18 protein-coding genes are annotated in these 20,290 nt (G+C 75.6%); 11 read left to right on the top strand and 7 right to left on the bottom strand.

Features of this window, described 5'->3' with window-relative positions:
* The first annotated feature begins 56 nt into the window (after positions 1 to 56).
* The 3 genes from ald to CCE02nite_RS02040 all read left to right on the top strand — a co-directional run bounded on the left by ald (position 57) and on the right by CCE02nite_RS02040 (position 4,127).
* The gene (gene ald / locus CCE02nite_RS02050) at positions 57 to 1,172 is read left to right on the top strand and encodes an alanine dehydrogenase (protein WP_141387716.1); all 1,116 of its coding nucleotides are present in this window, start codon (positions 57 to 59) and stop codon (positions 1,170 to 1,172) included.
* A gap of 88 nt (positions 1,173 to 1,260) precedes the next feature.
* Positions 1,261 to 1,896 carry a GNAT family N-acetyltransferase gene (locus CCE02nite_RS02045; protein ID WP_141387714.1) on the top strand — a complete coding sequence of 212 codons (636 nt, stop codon included), beginning with the start codon at positions 1,261 to 1,263 and terminating at the stop codon, positions 1,894 to 1,896.
* A 77-nt stretch (positions 1,897 to 1,973) separates the two neighbouring features.
* Positions 1,974 to 4,127 carry a M3 family metallopeptidase gene (locus CCE02nite_RS02040; protein WP_141387712.1) on the top strand — a complete coding sequence of 718 codons (2,154 nt, stop codon included), beginning with the start codon at positions 1,974 to 1,976 and terminating at the stop codon, positions 4,125 to 4,127.
* A 91-nt stretch (positions 4,128 to 4,218) separates the two neighbouring features.
* Here the strand turns inward: CCE02nite_RS02040 and CCE02nite_RS02035 are convergent, their stop codons facing one another.
* The gene (locus CCE02nite_RS02035; protein WP_141387710.1) at positions 4,219 to 4,947 is read right to left on the bottom strand and encodes a response regulator; all 729 of its coding nucleotides are present in this window, start codon (positions 4,945 to 4,947) and stop codon (positions 4,219 to 4,221) included.
* Complete coding sequence (locus tag CCE02nite_RS02030) at positions 4,944 to 6,272, bottom strand: sensor histidine kinase (RefSeq protein ID WP_218027004.1); 1,329 nt, start codon at positions 6,270 to 6,272, stop codon at positions 4,944 to 4,946. The genes CCE02nite_RS02035 and CCE02nite_RS02030 overlap by 4 nt, the downstream gene beginning before the upstream one ends.
* A 166-nt stretch (positions 6,273 to 6,438) precedes the next feature.
* Here CCE02nite_RS02030 and CCE02nite_RS02025 point away from each other — a divergent pair, with 166 nt between their 5' ends.
* The 3 genes from CCE02nite_RS02025 to CCE02nite_RS02015 all read left to right on the top strand — a co-directional run bounded on the left by CCE02nite_RS02025 (position 6,439) and on the right by CCE02nite_RS02015 (position 11,074).
* Positions 6,439 to 6,894, top strand: a complete 456-nt coding sequence (locus tag CCE02nite_RS02025; protein WP_218027003.1) for a hypothetical protein — start codon at positions 6,439 to 6,441, stop codon at positions 6,892 to 6,894.
* 286 nt (positions 6,895 to 7,180) lie between these two features.
* Positions 7,181 to 8,899: a multicopper oxidase family protein gene (locus CCE02nite_RS02020; protein ID WP_141387706.1), complete on the top strand. Its 1,719-nt coding sequence runs from the start codon at positions 7,181 to 7,183 to the stop codon at positions 8,897 to 8,899.
* 795 nt (positions 8,900 to 9,694) lie between these two features.
* The gene (locus CCE02nite_RS02015; RefSeq protein ID WP_141387704.1) at positions 9,695 to 11,074 is read left to right on the top strand and encodes a M20/M25/M40 family metallo-hydrolase; all 1,380 of its coding nucleotides are present in this window, start codon (positions 9,695 to 9,697) and stop codon (positions 11,072 to 11,074) included.
* A 19-nt stretch (positions 11,075 to 11,093) separates the two neighbouring features.
* On the opposite strand, the gene CCE02nite_RS02010 is transcribed toward CCE02nite_RS02015, so the two are convergent.
* Together CCE02nite_RS02010 and CCE02nite_RS02005 are read right to left on the bottom strand one after the other, a co-directional pair.
* Positions 11,094 to 11,939 carry a fructosamine kinase family protein gene (locus tag CCE02nite_RS02010; protein ID WP_141387702.1) on the bottom strand — a complete coding sequence of 282 codons (846 nt, stop codon included), beginning with the start codon at positions 11,937 to 11,939 and terminating at the stop codon, positions 11,094 to 11,096.
* A 10-nt stretch (positions 11,940 to 11,949) separates the two neighbouring features.
* Positions 11,950 to 12,183 carry a DUF5703 family protein gene (locus CCE02nite_RS02005; RefSeq protein ID WP_009861400.1) on the bottom strand — a complete coding sequence of 78 codons (234 nt, stop codon included), beginning with the start codon at positions 12,181 to 12,183 and terminating at the stop codon, positions 11,950 to 11,952.
* A 102-nt stretch (positions 12,184 to 12,285) separates the two neighbouring features.
* On the opposite strand from CCE02nite_RS02005, the gene CCE02nite_RS02000 reads away from it, so the two are divergent.
* Positions 12,286 to 12,600, top strand: coding sequence for a primosomal protein (locus CCE02nite_RS02000; RefSeq protein WP_141387700.1), 315 nt, complete (start codon positions 12,286 to 12,288; stop codon positions 12,598 to 12,600).
* 10 nt (positions 12,601 to 12,610) lie between these two features.
* Here the strand turns inward: CCE02nite_RS02000 and CCE02nite_RS01995 are convergent, their stop codons facing one another.
* Positions 12,611 to 13,579, bottom strand: coding sequence for an aldo/keto reductase (locus CCE02nite_RS01995; RefSeq protein ID WP_141387698.1), 969 nt, complete (start codon positions 13,577 to 13,579; stop codon positions 12,611 to 12,613).
* Between the two features lie 210 nt (positions 13,580 to 13,789).
* Between CCE02nite_RS01995 and CCE02nite_RS01990 the strand changes: the two genes are divergently transcribed.
* The gene (locus CCE02nite_RS01990) at positions 13,790 to 14,665 is read left to right on the top strand and encodes an undecaprenyl-diphosphate phosphatase (protein WP_053370741.1); all 876 of its coding nucleotides are present in this window, start codon (positions 13,790 to 13,792) and stop codon (positions 14,663 to 14,665) included.
* Positions 14,666 to 14,672: 7 nt separating this feature from the next.
* On the opposite strand, the gene CCE02nite_RS01985 is transcribed toward CCE02nite_RS01990, so the two are convergent.
* Positions 14,673 to 15,812 carry a magnesium and cobalt transport protein CorA gene (locus CCE02nite_RS01985; protein ID WP_170227180.1) on the bottom strand — a complete coding sequence of 380 codons (1,140 nt, stop codon included), beginning with the start codon at positions 15,810 to 15,812 and terminating at the stop codon, positions 14,673 to 14,675.
* 129 nt (positions 15,813 to 15,941) lie between these two features.
* Here CCE02nite_RS01985 and mshC point away from each other — a divergent pair, with 129 nt between their 5' ends.
* A complete protein-coding gene (gene mshC, locus CCE02nite_RS01980; protein WP_141387694.1) occupies positions 15,942 to 17,216 on the top strand; it encodes a cysteine--1-D-myo-inosityl 2-amino-2-deoxy-alpha-D-glucopyranoside ligase in 1,275 nt (424 codons plus the stop codon).
* A gap of 34 nt (positions 17,217 to 17,250) precedes the next feature.
* Here mshC and CCE02nite_RS01975 read toward each other — a convergent pair whose 3' ends face one another.
* Entirely contained in the window at positions 17,251 to 18,117 is an 867-nt protein-coding gene (locus tag CCE02nite_RS01975) for a PAC2 family protein (protein ID WP_047232858.1), read from the bottom strand.
* A 136-nt stretch (positions 18,118 to 18,253) separates the two neighbouring features.
* Here CCE02nite_RS01975 and CCE02nite_RS01970 point away from each other — a divergent pair, with 136 nt between their 5' ends.
* Positions 18,254 to 18,967 carry an HAD family hydrolase gene (locus CCE02nite_RS01970; RefSeq protein WP_141387692.1) on the top strand — a complete coding sequence of 238 codons (714 nt, stop codon included), beginning with the start codon at positions 18,254 to 18,256 and terminating at the stop codon, positions 18,965 to 18,967.
* Between the two features lie 102 nt (positions 18,968 to 19,069).
* Positions 19,070 to 20,248, top strand: a complete 1,179-nt coding sequence (locus CCE02nite_RS01965) for a site-2 protease family protein (protein WP_141387690.1) — start codon at positions 19,070 to 19,072, stop codon at positions 20,246 to 20,248.
* Positions 20,249 to 20,290 lie beyond the last annotated feature (42 nt).

The raw sequence follows: 20,290 nt of genomic DNA, 5'->3' as shown, positions 1-20,290 counted from the left end.
CTCCGACAAGATCCTGCCACCCTGCGCGGAGCGGGGTGGTGCGACCACACTGGACCATGAGGATCGGCATACCCACCGAGGTCAAGAACCACGAGGACCGCGTCGCGCTCACCCCCGCCGGCGCCCACCACCTCGTGCGGTCCGGGCACGACGTGCTCGTCCAGTCCGGGGCCGGGACCGGCTCCCACCTGCCCGACGCCGAGTTCGAGCGTGCCGGCGCGTGCATCGTGCCGACCGCAGAGGAGGTGTGGGGCGAGGCCGAGCTCGTCTGCAAGGTCAAGGAGCCGGTCGCGAGCGAGTACGCGCTCCTGCGCGACGACCTCCTGCTCTTCGCCTACCTGCACCTCGCGGCCGACGGCGACTGCACGCGTGCCCTGCTCGACGCGGGCACGACGTCCGTCGCGTACGAGACGGCGCAGGCGCCCGACGGCACGCTCCCGCTGCTCGCGCCCATGAGCGAGGTCGCCGGGCGCATGGCGACCCAGGTCGGCTCCTGGCTCCTCCAGCGGCCCGCGGGCGGCCGCGGCGTCCTCCTCGGCGGGGTGCCGGGCACGCGGCCCGGACGCGTCGTCGTCCTCGGGGGCGGGACCGCGGGCCGCAACGCGGCCGAGATCGCCGTCGGCATGCGCGCCGAGGTCACCGTCGTCGACCTGTCGCTGCCCGTGCTGCGCGCCGTCGACCAGGAGTTCTCCGGCCACGTGCGCACCGTCGTGTCGAGCGCGTATGCGATCGAGCGCGAGGTGCTCGAGGCCGATCTCGTCGTCGGAGCCGTGCTCGTGGCGGGCGCGCGTGCCCCGCGGCTCGTCACCGACGACCTCGTCGCGCGCATGCGCTCCGGCGCGGTCCTCGTGGACGTCGCGGTCGACCAGGGCGGGTGCTTCGAGGGCTCCCGTCCCACGACCCACGACGACCCGACCTTCGCCGTGCACGGCACGACGTTCTACTGCGTCGCGAACATGCCGGGCGCCGTCCCCGTGACGAGCACGCTCGCGCTGACGAGCGCGACCCTGCCCTACCTCACGGCGCTCGCGGACGGAGGCGTGGACGCGGTGCGGGACGTCCCGATCCTCCGAGCGGGAGCGTCCACCCACCGCGGAGTCCTCCTCAACGAGGCCGTCGCGGCGGCGCACCACCTGCCGTGGACGCCGGCTGAGGACGCCCTGCGTCCGTGACCGGCCGCGTCCGTCGGAGACCGGGCGTCGTGGACGACGCGGGCGAAAGCGGGTGACGACGCGCGGCGGGACGTGCCAGGCTCGGGCGGTGCATCCCTTCGCCCTCGACGACGGTCGCGTCCACCTGTCCACCCCGACCCCCGACGACGTCGACGCGATCACGGCCGCGTGCCAGGACCCGGAGGTCGCCGCGTGGACGGTCGTGCCGTCGCCGTACGCGCGCGAGGACGCGGTGCAGTTCGTCCAGGAGTACGTGGGTCCCGGGTGGGAGCGCGGGGACGTCCTCACGTGGGGGGTGCGCGAGAGCGCCGGCCCGTCGGGCATCCCCGGCCCCGACGGCGTCGGGCGGCTCCTCGGCATGATCGGCCTGAGCCTCGACGACGCGCCCGAGGGGCGACGCTCGGCCGAGATCGGCTACTGGACCGCTCCCGAGGCGCGGGGCCGCGGTCTCATGACCTCGGCGTGCCGGCTCGTCGTCGACTGGGCGTTCGACGCGGAGGGCGCGGGCCTCGCGCGGCTCTTCTGGCAGGCGTACGTCGGCAACTGGCCCTCGCGGCGCACCGCCTGGCGGCTCGGCTTCCGGGTCGAGGGCACGGTGCGCGGGTTCGCGCTCCAGCGCGGCGAGCGGCGCGACGCGTGGCTCGGCACGCTCCTGCCCGAGGACCCGCGCGAGCCGAACGAGCCGTGGCCGGCGGACGCGCCGTCGTCGGGCCGCGCCGCCTGACGAACCGCCCACCCGGTGACCCACAGCGTCCGCGAATGCGTTTCCGTCGCGCCCGCCGCGGGGCCAAGATGGGCACCATGACCTCCGAGCCCACGACGCGCACCGACGCGCCCGCGCCCACCTCCGCGCCCGCTGTCGCCTCCGCCCTGATCGACCTCGATCCCGCCAACCCGTTCGCCGCGGCCTCCGCGCTGCCGTACGAGCTGCCCGACTACGACGCGATCCGCGAGGAGCACTACCTCCCCGCGCTGCGCGCCGCGACGGCGGCCCAGCGTGCCGCGATCGAGGCGGTCGCGACCGACGACGCGCTCCCGACCGAGGCGAACGTCCTCGCGGCGCTCGAGCGGTCGGGTCGCGACCTGGCGCGCGTGCTGAACGCGTTCTACAACCAGCTCTCGGCCGACGCGACGCCCGGGCTGGAGCAGATCGAGGAGGAGTTCGCGCCCGAGCTCGCGGCGCACCACGACGCGATCTACATGGACGCGCGCCTCTACGCGCGCGCCCGCGCGCTCCAGGCCGCGGTCGACGCCGGGGAGCAGACCCTCGAGCCCGACGCCGCGTGGCTGCTGCACACGCTGCTCGTCCGGTTCCGCCGCTCGGGCGTCGAGCTCGACGCCGAGCAGCAGGCGCGCCTGCGCGAGCTGAACGGCCGCCTGACCACGCTCGAGGCCGCGTTCGGCCGCAAGCTGCTCGCCGGAGCGAACGCGGCGAGCGTGCTCGTCACCGACCGCGCCGAGCTCGACGGCCTCGCCGAGGACGCCCTCGCGGGGGCGGCGGCCGCCGCGGCGTCGCGCGGCCACGAGGGAGCGTGGCTCCTGGAGATGCAGCTCCCCACCCAGCAGGGCGTCCTCGCCTCGCTCGCGCGCCGCGACGTGCGCGAGCGCGTGCAGCAGGCGTCGGAGTCGCGCGGGGCGACCGGCGACGACCACGACACGCGCGAGATCGTGCTGGAGACCGTGCGCCTGCGTGCCGAGCGCGCGCGCCTGCTCGGGTACGAGCACCACGCCGCGTACGTCGCGGAGGACGCGACCGCGAAGACGACCGAGGCCGTCGACGCGATGCTCTCGCGGCTGGCCCCGGCGGCCGTCGCGAACGCGCGGCGCGAGGCCGCCGACCTCGAGGCCGCGCTGCGGGCCGACGAGCCGGGTGCGACGCTGCGCGCGTCCGACTGGTCGTTCTACGCCGAGCGCGTGCGCAAGGACCGGTACGCGCTCGACGACGCCCTCCTGCGCCCCTACCTCGAGCTCGAGCGCGTCGTGCACGACGGCGTGTTCCGGGCCGCGGGCCAGCTGTTCGGGGTCTCGTTCGCCGAGCGCCACGACCTCGTCGGCTACCACCCGGACGTGCGGGTGTTCGAGGTCTTCGACGCCGAGACGCCGGGCGAGCCGGGCCAGGGTCTTGGCCTCTTCCTCGCCGACTGGTACACGCGCGAGTCCAAGCGCGGCGGGGCGTGGATGAACAACCTCGTCGACCAGAACCACCTGCTCGGGCAGAAGCCGGTCGTCGTGAACAACCTCAACATCGTCAAGCCGCCGGCGGGCCAGCCCACGCTGCTCGTGTGGGACGAGGTCATCACGCTGTTCCACGAGTTCGGGCACGCGCTGCACGGCCTGTTCTCCGACGTGCGCTACCCGTCGCAGTCCGGCACCGAGGTGCCGCGCGACTTCGTCGAGTACCCCTCGCAGGTCAACGAGATGTGGGCGTGGGAGCCGTCGATCCTGCGCTCCTATGCGGTGCACCACGTCACGGGCGAGCCGATGCCGGCCGAGTGGGTGGACACGATGCTCGCCTCGCGCCAGTTCAACGAGGGCTTCGGGACGACCGAGTACCTCGCCGCGGCGCTGCTCGACCAGGCCTGGCATCAGGTGGGGCCCGACGGCGTGCCGTCGTCCGAGGCGGACGTCGTGCCCTTCGAGGCGGCCGCGCTCGACGCGGCGGGCGTCGCGTTCGCGCCGGTCCCGCCGCGCTACCGCACCACGTACTACAACCACGTGTTCGGCGGCGGGTACGCGGCCGGGTACTACTCCTACATCTGGTCCGAGGTGCTCGACGCCGACACCGTCGAGTGGTACCGCGAGAACGGCGGCCTGTCGCGCGAGAACGGCGAGCGCTTCCGCCGCGTGCTGCTCGCGCGCGGCGGCTCCCAGGACCCGCTGCGGTCGTTCCGCGAGCTGCGCGGCCGCGACGCCGACATCGCGCCGCTCCTCGCGCGCCGCGGTCTCGACGCCTGAGGTGTGGGCCCCTCCCGTCGCGAGATAGAGCCGTGGTAGCGCGAGGTAGAGCCCTGGTCATGACCACGCCTCTACCTCGCGGACCTCGGCTCTACCTGGGCGGGGTGCCCGGGCGGACCAGGCCGGTCTCGTAGGCGACGACGACGAGACCGGCCCGGTCCCGCACCCCCAGCTTGGCGAGGATGCGGCCCACGTGCGTGCGGGCCGTCGCCGGGCTCATGAACAGGGCCGCGCCGATCTCGTCGTTCGTCAGGCCGCGGCCGACGTGCGCGAGCACCTCGCGCTCGCGGTCCGTGAGCCGGTCCGCGACCGCGGCGGCGAGCGCGTCGTCGCGCCTCCCCGCGTCGACGGCCTGCGCGACGACGCGCGCGGTCACCGCGGGGGAGAGCAGCGCGTCGCCCGCGGCGGCCGTGCGGACCGCGCCGCGCAGCTCGTCCGGGCTCGCGTCCTTGAGCAGGAAGCCCGACGCCCCGGCACGCAGCGCGGCGAAGAGGTTCGCGTCGTCGTCGAACGTCGTGAGGACCACGACGCGCGGTCCGGGCGCGGCACCGTCCGCGCCCGGCGCGCTCGTCGCGCCGTCCGGCTGCCCCGAGCCGAGGCCCGGGTCGCCGACGATCTGACGCGTGGCCGCGATCCCGTCGAGCACGGGCATCTGGAGGTCCATGAGGACGACGTCGGGGCGCGCGCGGCGCACCAGCGCGACGCCCTCGCGACCGTCGGCCGCCTCGCCGACGACCACGACGTCGTCCGCGCGCTCGAGCAGCGCGCGGATGCCCGTCCGCACGAGGGGCTGGTCGTCGACCAGCACGACGCGGATCACGCGGCACCCCCGCCGGAGGACCGCGGGGCCCGCACGGAAGCCGTCCCGCGCACCCCGTCGCCGGGCGTGACCGGCACGCGCGCCCGCAGCCGGAACCCGCCGCCGTCGGGCGTGTCGGTCTCGACCGTGCCGCCCAGGACCGCGACGCGCTCGCACAGGCCGCGCAGCCCGAACCCGCCACGGTCGGCGGCGTCACCCGCGCCCCGTGCCCCGTGGCCGTCGTCGCGCACCTCGACCGCGAGCACGTCGCCCGGTGCACCGGGCGAACGCTCCAGCGCCACGCGGACGACGGCGGCGCGCGCACCGGCGTGGCGCAGGACGTTGGTCAGGCCTTCCTGGACGACCCGGTACGCCGCGGCACCCGCGGCGGTGCCGTCGGCCGTCCCTGACGGCAGGTCGACGTCCAGGGCGACGTCGAGCCCGGCCGCCCGAGCCGTGCGCGCGAGGTCCACGAGCCGGTCGATGCGCGCCTGGTCCGCGAGCCCCGCGGGCGCGGCCGCCCCGCGCAGCGCGCGCACCGTGGCGCGCAGGTCCGCCAGGGCGGTCGTCGTCGCCGTCCGGACGAGCTCGAGCTCGGCCCGTGCGGTCGCGAGCGCGGCGGCCCCCGCCGCACCGGCGGCGTCCACGTCGTCCAGGGCCTCGCGGGCGACGTTCGCGTGCAGGGAGACGACGGCGAGGTGGTGCCCGACGACGTCGTGCAGGTCCCGGGCGACGGCCTCCCGGTCGTGCGCGAGCCGGTCGGCGGCCTCGAGCTCGAGCGTCTGGTCGCGCAGCGCGTCGGCGTGGCGCCGCTGCTCGTCGCGCTGCCGGCGGACGAACGACCCGTGCCCGAGGGCGATCGCCGCGGCCATGAGCGCCACCGTCGTCGCCAGCTCGTAGCCGACGACGTACCGGACGTCGTCGCCCTCGGCGAGCCGGAAGTACGTCGAGGCGACGACGAGCGCCGCCGCGACCCCGACGGCCCACCCGAGCCGGCCCGCGACGGCCGCCGAGTACAGGGCGACCGAGACGGGCAGGGCGAGGCCGATCGCGGGCAGGTCGAGCGTGTAGTACGCGCAGATGACGAGCGCGGTCGCGACGAGGACCCCGACGGGGAAGCGACGCCGGCCGAGCACCAGCAGCCCCAGCACGAGGGCGATCGGGTACGCGACCCACGGGTCGGCCCGCGTGCCCCCGACGTCGGCCGCGATGGCGAACGCGACGACGTCGAGCACGGCGAACCCCAGCAGGGCGTCGACGAGCCACGGCGGCGGCGACGGGCGCGACGGCCGGGTCGCGGACGGCGGCCCGGGGGGCTGGTCGTGCGGGATGTCGGGGGACGTCACGCTCACCGAGTCTAGGAAGACCCACCCCGACGCGCGTCCGTCGCGGGGCGGGTCCGCGTCAGGGTCGACTACGTCGAGACGCGTACGCGCGGGGCGCGGGACGACGCACCGCGTCGCGCGCCGGGGCGGACGCGGCGCCGCACCGCCGCTCCCTAGCGTCGAGGGCATGAACCCGACTCCCGGTCCCGGACCCGACCGCCCGACCCCACCCGCTGCCCGGCCCGCGCTCGGCCAGGTCGTCCGCTCGCTGAGCTGGCCGCTCGTCCTCGGGCTCGGCGCGCTCGCGCTCGTCCGACCGCTCCTGAGCGTCACCGGCCTCGACGACGCGATCGGCCGGCCCGCCGCGCCCCTGCTCACGACCCTCGTGCTCACGGTCGTGTGGGTCGTCGCGATCGTCGTCGCACGCCCGGCGCACCCGCTCGCGACCGGTGTGGCCGTCGGGCTCGCCTACGGCGTCCTCGCCCTGGTCGTCAGCGCCGTGCTGTCGCCGATCCTCACCGGCGAGCTCCAGGGCCCCGTCGCGCACCCGGTCGCGATCGTCCCGATGCTGCTCACCAACGCGGCCTGGGGCGCGCTCGCGGGGGCCGTGGCGCTCGGTCTCCTCGCGGCCCGACGCCGTTGAGGCCGACCAGCCGACGGCTCCCCGCGCCACCACGCCTCGTCGCGCCGCCACGTCTCCTCGCGCCACCCCGCCTTCCCACGCCACCCCGACTCCGAGACCGCCGCGTCCCGGGCACCACCCCGAGCCGCGACCCCGCGTGCTCGGGGTCGGTTCCGGGCGCGCGTACGCTTCCGAGCGGACGCGCCCGGCACCACCCGGTCCCTAGCGTCGACAGCGTCGCCCGCACCGCCGGGCCGCCGTCGGACCGCACCCGCCGACCGCCGTCGTCCACCCTGGAGAAGACCCGATGACGACCACCCGCACCACCCCGCCTCCCGCCGTGCCGCCGGCACCCGGAGCGCCCGCCGGACCTTCGGGGGGTCGCCCCCGACGGCGCCGCGGCCCGCTCGCCCGCGTCCTCCTCGTGCTCGGGCTCGTCGTCGTCCTGTTCGTCGGGGCCGTCGCCGCGGTCGTGGGCGTCGCGTGGGCGCGCGCCGCGACGAGCACGGCAGGAGCCGTCGAGTTCACGCGGCCGCTCGCCGTCCCGCCGCTCGCGGAGTCGCGCGTGGAGGACGGCGTGCGCGTCTTCGAGCTCGAGGCGCGTGAGGGCGTCGCCGACCTCGGCGCGGCCGCCCCCACGCCGACGATCGGGCTGAACGGCGACTACCTGGGCCCGACCCTGCGCGCCGCCCGCGGCGAGCGCGTGCGCGTCGACGTGACGAACTCCCTCGACGAGACGACGACGCTCCACTGGCACGGCATGCACCTACCACCCGCGATGGACGGCGGCCCCCACCAGATGGTCGAGCCGGGCGAGACGTGGTCGCCCACGTGGACGATCGACCAGCCCGCCGCGACGCTCTGGTACCACCCGCACCTGCACGGCCAGACCGCGAGCCAGGTGTACCGCGGGCTCGCGGGGATGTTCCTCCTCGACGACCCTGCCGCCGCCGACGGCCCGGCGGCCGACCTGCCGCACGAGTACGGCGTCGACGACGTCCCGGTGATCCTCCAGGACAAGAGCTTCCACGCCGACGGGCGGCTCGACGACGCCGTCTCCTTCCTGTCGCCGGTCGGCCCGCTCGGCGACACGGTGCTCGTCAACGGCACCCCGGGCCCCTACCTCGACGTCACGACCGAGCGCGTGCGCCTGCGCCTGCTCAACGGCTCCGACTCGCGCGTCTACGACGTCGGCCTCGCCGACGGCGGCACGGTCCAGCTCGTCGGGACCGACGGCGGGCTGCTCCCCGCCCCGCAGACGGTCGAACGCGTGCGCCTCTCCCCGGGCGACCGGGCGGAGGTCGTCGTGACCATGGACCCGGGACAGCGCGCGGTCCTGCGCAGCTTCCCGCCCGAGCTGGGCGTCAACCCGCTGTTCGAGCGCTTCTCGGGCGGCGACGACACCCTCGACCTCCTCGAGCTCCGCGCGGCCGGCAGGCTCGAACCGAGCCCCGACGTCCCCGGTACGCTCGGCGCCGCCGACCCCGCGGACGCGCTCGACGAGTCCGACGCCGTGCGCACCCGCCGCTTCCAGCTCGCCGGGGCCGCGATCAACGGACGCTCCATGGACATGGCGCGGATCGACGAGGTCGTCACGGTCGGCGAGACCGAGGTGTGGGAGGTCACCGGGCTCGACGACACCCCGCACAACTTCCACGTGCACGACGTCCAGCTCCGCGTCCTCGACGTCGCCGGCCGGCCGCCCGGACCGGACCTCGCCGGGTGGCAGGACACGGTCTACGTGCAGCCGGGGCGCGTGACGCGCCTGCTCGTCCGGTTCGACGCCGCCGAGGGCGCCACCGACCCGACCACCCCCTACATGTTCCACTGCCATCTCCTCACGCACGAGGACCGCGGCATGATGGGCCAGCTCGTCGTCGTCGCCCCGGGCGAGCAGGCGCCGTCCCGCATCGACGTCCCCGACGGCCGCGCCCACCAGGACCACGACGCCGACGCGCTCCCGGGCGACGGCACCGGCCCCCGCCACACCCTCGCACCGGACGGGAAGCACGGCCCCGACCACTGACGCGCCGAGCGAGAACGGTGGTCACGCGAGGTAGAGCCCTGGTCTCGCGAGGTAGAGCCGTGGTCTCGCGAGGTAGAGCTGTGGTTGCGCGAGGTAGAGCCGTGGTCACCGTGCCCGACGGCGTGGGGCTGGGTGGGGTGGGCGGGGTGGGTGGTGGTGCCGCGTCGACCATCCGCCGCTCATTCCTCGCGGCTCCTGCCAGGCCCGCCACGACGCGGCACCACCACCCACCCCGCCCGGCGTCGTCTCGCCCTGGTCGTTGCTCACCCGGGCTTCTGCCCGCCTGGCCGTCGGTCTCGCGACTCACGTTTGCGGCCCACGTCTCTCGCGTCGCACCGGCGGCGGCGCTCACGGCTGCACCTTGGTGCCGCGCCCTGGCGGCGAGCAGGTGATCTTGACGCGTCCCGTTCGTCTGGTGCGTCCGGGTGCCTGCCCGGTCCGCGCCGCTCGGGTCCAGTCCCGGGCGCCCCGCACGCCCTCGGCGGGTCCGACCACCTCGGACGGTGACCCAGCCGCAACGGTGGCCCGACCGCGACGGGCGACCGGCCGCCGTCGGACAGGACCACGGTCCTACCCCGACCGGGCAGCGTCCTACCTCGGTGGATCATGGTTCTACCTCGCGTGACCGGGGCTCTGCCTCGCGTGACCCGGGCTCTACCTCGCGTGACCAGGGCTCTACCTCGCGAGACCACGGCTCTGCCTCGGCCCACCGGGGTTCTCGCTCGGTGATGTCCGGGATGTGAGCGGGCGGCCGGGGCGGTCGGCCGGGCCCACGGCGACGGGTAGCGTGTCGCCATGACCGCTCCGCACCCGGACTCCCTGGCCAGCGCCCGTACCCCGGCGACCGTCGACGTCCCCTCCGGCACGGTGCCGCGGGCGGAGGACGAGGTCGTGCGGATCTGCCGCGAGCTGCTGCGGATCGACACCTCGAACTTCGGCGACGGGACCGGGCCGGGGGAGCGGCGCGCGGCGGAGTACGTCATGGGGCTGCTGCACGAGGTCGGGCTCGAGCCGGAGCTGTTCGAGTCGGAGCCCGGCCGGGCGAGCGTCGTCGTGCGCCTGGAGGGCGCGGACCCGACGCGGCCGGCGCTCGTGCTCCACGGGCACCTCGACGTCGTGCCGGCGCAGGCCGCGGACTGGTCGGTCGACCCGTTCGCGGGCGAGGAGATCGACGGCCTGCTGTGGGGCCGCGGCGCCGTCGACATGAAGGACATGGACGCGATGATCCTCGCGGTCGTGCGCCAGATGGCGCGCGAGGGGCGCAAGCCGGCGCGTGACGTCGTCGTCGCGTTCTTCGCCGACGAGGAGGCGGGGGGCGTGTACGGGGCGCGCTACGCCGTCGACCACCGGCCCGAGCTGTTCGAGGGCGCGACCGAGGCGATCAGCGAGGTCGGCGGCTTCTCGGTCGAGGTCGGCGGGCGACGCGCGTACCTGCTCCAGACGGCCGAGAAGGGCATCGCGTGGCTGCGCCTCGTCGCGGAGGGCCGCGCGGGCCACGGGTCGCAGGTGAACGACGACAACGCGGTGACGCGGCTCGCGGAGGCGGTCGCGCGCATCGGGGCCCACCACTGGCCGAACACGCTCACGCCGACGGTCGACAAGCTGCTCCGGGGCGTCGCGGACCTCACCGGGCTCCGGTACGACCCGGAGGACCCGTCGTCGGTCGCGGCGCTCGTCGCCGCGCTCGGCCCCGCGTCGCGGTTCGTCGGGGCGACGGTGCGCCACACGTCCAACCCGACGCAGCTCACCGCGGGCTACAAGGCGAACGTCATCCCGGGTCGGGCGGAGGCGGCGATCGACGCGCGACTGCTCCCCGGGCACGAGGAGGAGGGGTTCGCGACGCTGCGCGCGCTCGCGGGCGAGCACGTGCGGGTCGAGGAGATCCATCGCGACATCGCGCTCGAGGTGCCGTTCGAGGGCGACCTGGTCGACGCGATGGTCGACTCGCTGCTCGCGGAGGACCCCGAGGCGACCGTGCTGCCGTACACGCTCTCCGGCGGCACGGACAACAAGTCGCTCGCGCGCCTGGGCATCACGGGCTACGGCTTCGCGCCGCTGCGCCTGCCCGGCGACCTCGACTTCTCCGGCATGTTCCACGGGGTCGACGAGCGTGTCCCGGTCGACTCGCTGCGGTTCGGCGTACGCGTCCTGGACCGCCTGCTGCGCACCTGCTGACGCCGTCCGGGTCGACGGCTCAGACGTCGCCCAGCAGCGCCCTGACCGACGAGCGGAGCTGCGCGCGGTAGCCGCCGCCGAACAGCACCGCGTGCACCGCGACCGGGTACACCTGGTGCAGCGCGACCCGGCGGCGCCACCCGCGCGCGAGCGGGTGCGCGGCGTCGTACCCCGCGACGATCTCGTCGAGGTAGGGGGCGCCGAACAGCGCGAGCATCGCCAGGTCGGCCTCGCGGTGCCCGCCGTGCGCGGCGGGGTCGATGAGCACCGCCTCGACAGCGCCCGGACGGCGGCCCGGACGCCCGCCCGGGCCGGGATCGAGCGGGGACCACAGCACGTTCCCCGACCACAGGTCGCCGTGCACGCGCGCGGGGGAGTCGTCGAGCGCGGGTCGGGCGAGGTCCGCGAGGCGGTCGCCCAGCCGTTCGAGGAGGCGGGCGTCGTCGGCATCGAGGGCGCCGCGGTCCCGGCCCTGCCGCGCGACCGGGAGCAGGCGTGCCTCGGCGTAGAAGGTCGGCCAGTCGGGCCAGGCGCCCGTCGGCATCGGCAGCGGGTCGTCGAGCGGCCCGAAGAACCCGTCGCCCGTCCAGCCCGGCGGTGGCGCACCCCACGCGGGGGCGCCGGCGTCGTGCACGACGGCGAGCGCCCGGCCGAACGCCTCCGCCGCCTCGGGCGTCGGCGCGGCAGGCAGGACGCGTTCGAGGTCGAGGCGAGTCGGGCTCACGCCGAGGACCCGGGCGACGCGGGGCCCGCCCTCGACGGCGAGCCAGGAGAGCCCTGCGGCCTCGCAGTCGAAGAACCCCCGGGGCGCGCCGGCGCGCGACTTCGTGAAGACGCCCGATGGCGCGCCCCCAGGACTCCTCATGGTCCCGGGGTCACAGGGTCGAGCTGACCCGGATGATCTTGCGACGCAGCCAGACGCGGCGCTCGCCCCCGACGTAGAGCCGCGTGCGGGCCAGCTCCCAGCGCCCGTACTCGGCCTCGTCGGTGAGCAGCCTGCTCGCGTCCGACCGGCTCGTGGAGCGGTCGATCGTCAGGACGCGGTACTCGTACTGCCCGCCGTGCGCGGCCCATCCGGACCGCCGACGTGACGTCGGCCTCTCCTCCACGTGCCACCGTCCTCTCTCGCCTGTCTCGGTCGTCGGCCGGTCGAGGCGAACCTGCCCGGCTAACGAGTGCCATTGTGCCCCTCTCGGCGCTACCGTCAGGGTATGACCGCTGACCCGCGTGCCGCGCTCGACCGGTTCATCGCCGCGCTCGAGGCCCACTACAACGCCGTCGCCGCACGCCGCGGGGAGGACGACCCCTCCGTCGACGACGCCTACTACGTGCTCGCGGACGCCTTCGAGGTCTACGACGAGGCCCTCGGCCAGGTCCACGGGGAGGCGACGCCGTTCTACCTCGCGGAGGAGGACGACGACGAGGACGACGAGGACGACGAGGAGGAGGACGAGGTCGACGACCTCGACGACACCCTCGACGACGACGTGCTCTCCGGCGAGCTGGAGACCGACGGAGCGCGCTGACGCGCCGGCGTCACCACCGCTCGGGGTAGCCGACCTCCAGGTCGCTCACGTCGTCGAGCGCCGCACGGACGGCGTCGGGGAGCTCGAGGTCCGTCGCGGCGAGCGACGTCCGGAGCTGGGCGGGGGTCCGCGCGCCGACGATCGCGCTCGCCACGGTGGGGCGGCCGAGGAGCCACGACAGCGCGACGTCGAGCGGGGCGCGGCCCAGCCCGTCGGCCGCGGTGACGACGGCCTCGACGATCCCGGACGAGGACTGGTCCAGGTAGGGCTCGACGAACGCGGACAGGTGCGGCGACGCGCCGCGCGAGTCCGCGGGGAGCGAGCGGCGGTACTTGCCCGTGAGCACGCCCCGCCCGAGCGGCGACCAGGCGAGCAGCCCGAGCCCGAGCGCCTCGGCCGCCGGCACGACCTCGCGCTCCGCGCCGCGCTGGAGCAGCGAGTACTCGAGCTCGACCGCGGCGAGGCCCACGTCGTCGGCGCCACCGAGCAGCGTCGCGGCGCGCGCGGTCGCCCACGCGGGGTGGTTGGACAGGCCGACGTAGCGTGCGCGCCCGGACGTCACGGCGTGGCGCAGCGCCGAGAGCGTCTCCGTGAACGGGGTGCTCGGGTCGGGCGCGTGCACGAGGAACAGGTCGACGTGGTCCGTACCCAGGCGCGACAGCGAGTCGTCCAGCGAGTCGAGGAGCGCCCCGCGGGAGGCGTCGACGAGCGGACCCTGTGACGTGCGGCGCACACCGGCCTTGGTGCACAGGAGGACGTCGCGCCGGTCGACCTTCGCCCCCAGCAGCGACCCGAGCAGCGACTCGGCGTCCCCGTCGGCGTACGAGGCGGCGGTGTCGACGAGGGTCCCGCCCGCGTCGACGAAGTCGCGCAGCTGCTCGGCGGCGTCGAGCTCGTCCGTGTCCCGGGCCCACGTCATGGTGCCGAGTCCGAGCTCGGACACGCGCAGTCCGGTGCTGCCGAGGTGGCGGTGTTCCATGGGAGCCGAGGGTACCGGCGGACCCTGCCGCGCGACCGTCGGGGCGCGCGGCGGACGCCGGGGAGCGGCGAGGTTCACCCTCCGCCCCGGGACTGCCGGCCTGGTCCGTAGGGCGGTGTTCACGCGCCCGTCGCCCGAGGTTCACCTGGTGGCGCCGACCGGCCGACGAGGTGCTGGGATGGCCTGCCCGAGCGGGTATCGTGGCCGCTCGTGAACGCGTGGGAAGCCGTCCTCCTCGGCCTCGTCCAGGGCCTGACCGAGTTCCTCCCGATCTCCTCGAGCGCGCACCTGCGCATCGTGGGCGAGCTCATCGGCTCGCAGGACCCGGGGGCCGCCTTCACGGCGATCACCCAGATCGGGACCGAGACGGCGGTCCTCCTGTACTTCCGTCGCGACATCGCGCGGATCTGCGCGGCGTGGTGGCGCTCGGTGCGTGGCGACCACGGGACGGACTGGAAGGCGCGCCTCGGTCGGCACGACCACGACGCCGCGATGGCGTGGTACATCGCCCTCGGCTCGATCCCGATCGTCGTGCTCGGTCTGCTGTTCCAGGACGCGATCGAGAACACGTTCCGCAACCTCTACCTCACCGCGCTCATGCTCGCGGTCTTCGCGCTCCTGCTCGGCTGGGCGGACCGGATCGGCGCCAAGCGACGCACGCTGCGCGAACTCTCGCCCGGTCAGGCCGTCGCGTTCGGGTTCGCGCAGGCGCTCGCGCTCGTCCCGGGCGTCTCCCGGTCCGGCGGCACGATCACGGCGGGCCTCCTCATGGGCTTCACGCGCGAGGCCGCGGCGCGCTACTCGTTCCTGCTCGCGATCCCCGCCGTCATGGGCTCGGGGTTCTACCAGCTCTTCAAGTCCGCGGACGAGCCGGCGCCCGGCGCGCCCGGCGCGGGCGCGACGCTCATCGCCACGCTCGTCGCGTTCGTGGTCGGCTACTTCGTCATCATCGCGTTCCTCAAGATCGTCTCGACGTTCAGCTACACGCCGTTCGTGGTCTACCGCCTGGTGCTCGCGGCGCTCGTCGTGCTGCTCCTGCTCACCGGCGTGCTCGAGCCCGGCGGGACCGCCGCGTCCACCCCGTGACGCGCGCTCAGAGCCAGCCGACGCGCTTGAACACGCGGTAGAGCACCAGGCAGCCGGCGGCCATGAGGCCGAGCGCGAACGGGTAGCCGAACGCCCAGTGCAGCTCGGGCATGTTCCGGAAGTTCATGCCGTACACACCCGCGACGATCGTCGGGTAGACGAGGATCGCGGCCCAGGCCGAGATCTTGCGCATGTCCTCGTTCTGGCGCACCGACACCTGGGACATGTGGACCTGGAGCATGTCCGAGAGCAGGTCGTCGTGCGCGTCGAGGTGACGGTCGATCCGCTCCACGGTGGTCACCACGCGCTCGAGCATGCGCCGGTCGACCGCGAGGTGGTCCGGGACGTCGGGGTCGAGCAGCTCCGGCAGCTCGGCGGAGACGGGCATGAGCGCGCGCCGCGCCTCGGTGATCTCTCGCTTGAGGTCGTAGATGCGCTCGACCGGGTCCTCGCGCTGCTCGTCGAACACGACCCTCTCCGTGTCCGCGACCGCGTCTCCCAGGCCGAGCTCGACCTGCGACGCCCCGCCCACGATCGCCAGGACGGCGGCGGACACGATCCGTTGGACGGGCGTGCCCCGCGGGCCGCCCGGGGCGGCGAGCTTGTCGAGCATGGTCGCGTGCACGTCGGCGTCCCCGTCCTCGGCGGTGACGACGGTCGCCGGCCCGAGCAGCGCGGCGAACTGGCCGGTGCGCACCTGGCGGTCCGCCTCCGTGAACCACGCCGTCGGCGTGACGAGCAGGAGCCAGTCGGCCGCGAGGCGGCGCACGTGCGCCAGCGGGTGGTGCGCGTGCCGGGACAGCTCGTGGCGCGTCGGCCCGGGGCCGGCCGAGACCCGGGCCGCGGCGTCGAGCACGGCGTCGAGGTCGGCGACCCGTGCCCACGTCGCCGGGCCCCGCGCGACCGGGCCGTCCCCCCGGTCGCCGTCCTCGCGGTCGCCGTCCTCGCGGTCGCTGTCGTCGTGGTCCCGGGACGCGTGGTCCCCGGCGTGCGCGTCCCCGAGCGTGCCGGGGTCGACCTCGCGCACCCCGGCCGCCCCCGGCCCGACGGTCCACGCCGCCAGCACGCGGTCGTCGGGGAGCAGCGGGCCGTCGTCGCTCGACCCGCCCCGCGGGGAGTCGACGCGGGGGTCGGTGGGCTTCGTCACGTCCGCATTGTCCCGCGCCCGGCACGGACCTGCCCGGGCGCGCAGGAACGCCGCCGGGGCCGCGTGTGCACGGTGCCCGCCCTCCGGACGACGGTCCGGTGCCGACGTCCCGACGGCTAAGGTTGACGCGTGCACAGCTGGCCCGCCCCGCAGATCCCCGAGCTCCCCGGACGAGGCCTCCCGGTCCGGGTGCACGACTCGACGACCCGCGAGCTCGTCGTCGCGGCCTCGGGCGAGGACGCCACCCTCTACGTGTGCGGCATCACGCCGTACGACGCGACCCACATCGGCCACGCGGCCACCTACGTCGCGTTCGACCTGCTCGTGCGCGCGTGGACGGACGCCGGCCAGCGCGTGCGGTACGCGTCGAACGTCACCGACGTGGACGACCCGCTGCTCGAGCGTGCCGCCGCGACCGGCGTCGACTGGCGCGCGCTCGCGGTCGACCAGACGGCGCTCTTCGCTGAGGACATGACAGCGCTCGGCGTCGTCCCGCCCGACGTCTACGAGGGCGCGGTCGAGACGATCCCCGCCGTCGTGGAGGCGGTCACCCAGCTCCTCGACGCCGGGCTCGCCTACCGCGTGCCGGTCGAGCCCGGCGCGGGTGGCACCGACCCGGGGCTCGGCGACGTCTACGCCGACCTCTCGGCCGACCCCGCGTTCGGCTCGGTCTCGCGCCTCGCGCGCGACGTCATGCAGCACCTCTTCGCCGAGCGCGGGGGCGACCCCGACCGCGAGGGCAAGAAGGACGCGCTGGACCCGCTCCTGTGGCGCCGTGAGCGCCCGGGCGAGCCCGCGTGGGACGGCGGCACGCTCGGCACCGGGCGGCCCGGCTGGCACGTCGAGTGCGCCGTGATCTCGCGCGACGGGCTCGGCCTGCCGTTCGACGTGCAGGGCGGGGGAGCGGACCTGCTCTTCCCGCACCACGAGATGTCGTCCTCGCACGACCGCATGCTCTCGGGCGGCGGCGCGCCCCGCGCCCACGTCCACGCCGGCCTCGTCGCGTACGACGGTGAGAAGATGAGCAAGTCGCGCGGCAACCTCGTGCTCGTCTCGAAGCTGCGGGCCACGGGCGTCGACCCCATGGCGATCCGCCTCGCGCTCCTCGCGCACCACTACCGCGGCGAGTGGGAGTGGACCGACGACGACCTGCCCGCCGGCGCGCGCCGCCTGGAGACCTGGCGCGACGCCGTCTCCGGCAACGGCGGTCCCGACGCCACCGCGACGCTCGCCGCCGTGCGCGCCGCCCTCGCCGACGACCTCGACGCGCCCGCGGCGCTCGCGGCCGTCGACGCCTGGGCCGCGGAGTCGCTGCGTCCCGGGCGCGACACGTCCGGCGACGTCGAGGGCGCACCGGGCGTCGTCGCGCGCGCGGTCAACGCGCTGCTCGGCGTGCGACTCTGACGCGCCGCCGCACGCCCGCGGCGACGCGGGTGCGTCAGACCGTCGGCCCCTTGCCCGGGTTGCCGCGGTCGCGACGGCGCAGGTAGCGCTCGAACTCGCGCGCGATCGCCTCGCCGCTCGCCTCGGGCAGCTCCGCGGTGTCCTTCGCCTCCTCGAGCTGCTGGACGTACTCTGCGATCTCGGCGTCCTCCGCGGCGAGCTCGTCGACACCGTGCTGCCACGCCTCGGCGTCCTCGGGCAGGTCCCCGAGCGGGATCGGCTCCGAGAGGAGCTCCTCGATGCGCGCCAGGATCGCGAGCGTCGCCTTCGGGGACGGCGGGTGCGCCACGTAGTGCGGCACCGCCGCCCACAGCGACACCGACTGGAGCCCGCGCTCGGCGGCGGCGTGCTGGAGCACGCCGACGATGCCCGTCGGCCCCTCGTACGTGCTCGGCTCGACGTCGAGCACGGCCTGGAGCCCGACGCTCTCCGACGTCGCCGTCATCGGGATGGGCCGCGTGTGCGGCACGTCCGCGAGCAGCGCGCCGAGCGTGACGACCGTGCGCACGTCGTGCTCCTCCGCGATGTCGAGCAGCTCGCGGCAGTACCGGCGCCACCGCATCGACGGCTCGATGCCGTGCACGAGCACGACCCGGCGCCCGCCCGGCGACAGGACCGCGGACGCGATCGTCGTCGTCGGCCACGTGATCTCGCGGAGCCCGTCGTCGTCGGTCGTGACGACGGGGCGGTTCACCTGGAAGTCGTGGTACTCCTCGGGATCGAGCTCGTCCACGTCCTCCGCGCCCCACACCTCGTGCAGGTGCTGGAGGGCGGCCGTGGCGGCGCTCCCCGCGTCGTTCCAGCCCTCGAACGCCGCGATCATCACGGTCTGCCGGGTGCCCTCGGTCGCGTTCTCGGTCATCGCCCCAGCCTATGCGGCCGGGCCCGACCGCGGCGGAGCGGGTTCGCGCGTGGCGTAGCCCCACGTAGGGTGGAGTGGCCGGGTGCACCGTGTCGTGCTCCGCCCGGACCCCACCCCTCGTCCTTGGAGCCATGCCGTGACGTCCCCGCGCCCCGCCACCGATCCCGCCCTCCCGCAGGCCGTCCTGTGGGACATGGACGGGACGCTCGTCGACACCGAGCCCTACTGGATCGCGGCGGAGCACGAGCTCGTCGACGCGCACGGGGGCACGTGGACGCACGAGGACGCCATGTCCCTCGTCGGCAACCCGCTGCGCGAGTCCGCGCGGATCATCCGGGACCGCGGGGGCGTCGATCTGCCGATCGACGACATCGTCGCGTTCCTCATGGGGCGCGTCATCGAGCAGGTGCGGGCCGAGGTCCCGTGGCAGCCCGGCGCGCGCGAGCTGCTCACGGCGCTGCGCGAGGCGGGCGTGCCGTGCGCGCTCGTCACGATGTCGTACCGCGAGCTCGCCGCGCCGGTCGCCGAGCTCGCGCCGGACGACGCGTTCCAGGTGCTCGTGTGCGGGGACGAGGTCGAGCGCGGCAAGCCCGACCCCGAGCCCTACCTGCTCGCGGCCGAGCGGCTGGGTGTCGACGTCACGCGCTGCGTCGCGATCGAGGACTCGCCCGCAGGCATCGCGTCCGCCCGCGCCGCGGGCGCCGCGACGTTGGGCGTCGAGGCGGTCGTCCCCGTGCTCCCCGCCCCCGGGCTGAGCCGGACGCCGTCGCTCGAGCTCGTCGACCTCGACCTGCTCGCCCGGCTCGTCTCCGGCGAGGTCGTCGACCTCATGGCCGACGACGCGGCCTAGGTGCTCGTCCGGTTCCGCCGTCGTCCTCCGAGGGACCGGTTGACCGTCGGCCCGCTCGTGCGCCGTCGCCGGGGGGAGCCCGGGACCGCATAGGCTTCCGGGGTGGACGGACCTGAGCCCCGAACCCCCCGAACGCCCGCCCCGGCCGGCCCGCGCACGAAGGGCTGGGTCATCGGCCGCATCGTCGGCGCGCCGGTCATCCTCACGCCGTCGTGGTTCCTGGCCGCGGCGATCCTCACGGTGCTGTTCGTCCCCACGGTGCGGCGGCTCGCGCCGCACCTGGGCAACGAGGTGTACCTCGTCTCGTTCGCGTTCGTGCTCCTGCTGTTCGCCTCCGTGTTCCTGCACGAGGTGGCGCACGCGCTCGTCGCGCGGGCGCGCGGGCAGCATGTCACCGAGCTCGCCGTCACGCTGTGGGGCGGGCACACCGCCTACTCGGGGACGTCCGCGCGCCCGCTCGACGGCTTCCTCATCTCCGTGGTCGGCCCGCTGACCAACCTGGCGCTCGCGGTCGTGTTCTGGGTGACCTTCCAGGCACAGCCGACGTTCTCCGTGCCCGCGCTGCTCCTGTACGCCGGGGCGTTCTCCAACGCCTTCGTCGGGTTCTTCAACCTGCTGCCCGGGCTGCCGCTCGACGGCGGCCAGATCCTCGAGTCGGCCGTGTGGGCCGCGACGGGCTCGCGCACCAAGGGCACGGTCGCGGCGGGCTGGGTCGGGCGTGCGGTCGCCGTCGGCGTCGTCGCGTGGGCCCTGGTGTGGCCGCTGACCGTCGGGCGCCAGCCCGACCTGTGGACCGTCGCGTGGGCCGCGCTCATCGGCGCCTTCCTCTGGAGCGGCGCCGGGCAGGCGATCACGGTGGGGCGTTCGCGCGAGGCCGTCTCCGGGCTCTCCGTGCGCGGTCTCGCGCGGCCCGCCGTCGCCGTGCCGTCCGCGGCGACGGTCGGGGCCGTGGGCCGTGCGGTGGCTCTCGCGGGAGGCCCGCACGTCCTCGCCGTCCTCGTCGACGGGACGGGACGCCCCGTCGGGTACGCGGACCCCGCCGCCGCGTCGGCTGTGCCGCCCGACGCCGCCGAGACGACGCCCGTGGGCGCCGTCGCCGTCCCGCTGCCCGCGGGCACGACGATCGACGCCCACCTCCAGGGCCAGGACATGCTCGCCGTGCTGGCGCGGGTCGGGCGGGACGGCGCCGTCGTCGTCGTGACCGACGGCGGCCGGGTCGTCGGGGCGCTCGAGGTCGCCCGCGTCGTGGCCGCGCTGCGGGACGCGCAGCGCGGTCGCTGACCCGGCGCGACGGCGCGGGCGGAGGAACGGGTCCGGTGGCTC

Source organism: Cellulosimicrobium cellulans (assembly GCF_006539945.1).
Classification (GTDB): Bacteria; Actinomycetota; Actinomycetes; order Actinomycetales; family Cellulomonadaceae; genus Cellulosimicrobium; species Cellulosimicrobium cellulans.
Note: the sequence above shows the minus strand (reverse complement) of the source record. Positions and strands in the feature narration are given on the sequence as shown.

Excerpts from the sequence above, each read along its gene's own strand:
- CCE02nite_RS01995 (WP_141387698.1), bottom strand. The coding sequence starts at position 13,579 with ATGGAACACCGCCACCTCGGCAGCACCGGACTGCGCGTGTCCGAGCTC.
- ald (WP_141387716.1), top strand. The coding sequence starts at position 57 with ATGAGGATCGGCATACCCACCGAGGTCAAGAACCACGAGGACCGCGTC.
- CCE02nite_RS01975 (WP_047232858.1), bottom strand. The coding sequence starts at position 18,117 with ATGACCGAGAACGCGACCGAGGGCACCCGGCAGACCGTGATGATCGCG.
- CCE02nite_RS02015 (WP_141387704.1), top strand. The coding sequence starts at position 9,695 with ATGACCGCTCCGCACCCGGACTCCCTGGCCAGCGCCCGTACCCCGGCG.
- CCE02nite_RS02010 (WP_141387702.1), bottom strand. The coding sequence starts at position 11,939 with ATGAGGAGTCCTGGGGGCGCGCCATCGGGCGTCTTCACGAAGTCGCGC.
- CCE02nite_RS02040 (WP_141387712.1), top strand. The coding sequence starts at position 1,974 with ATGACCTCCGAGCCCACGACGCGCACCGACGCGCCCGCGCCCACCTCC.
- CCE02nite_RS02000 (WP_141387700.1), top strand. The coding sequence starts at position 12,286 with ATGACCGCTGACCCGCGTGCCGCGCTCGACCGGTTCATCGCCGCGCTC.
- CCE02nite_RS02020 (WP_141387706.1), top strand. The coding sequence starts at position 7,181 with ATGACGACCACCCGCACCACCCCGCCTCCCGCCGTGCCGCCGGCACCC.
- CCE02nite_RS02025 (WP_218027003.1), top strand. The coding sequence starts at position 6,439 with ATGAACCCGACTCCCGGTCCCGGACCCGACCGCCCGACCCCACCCGCT.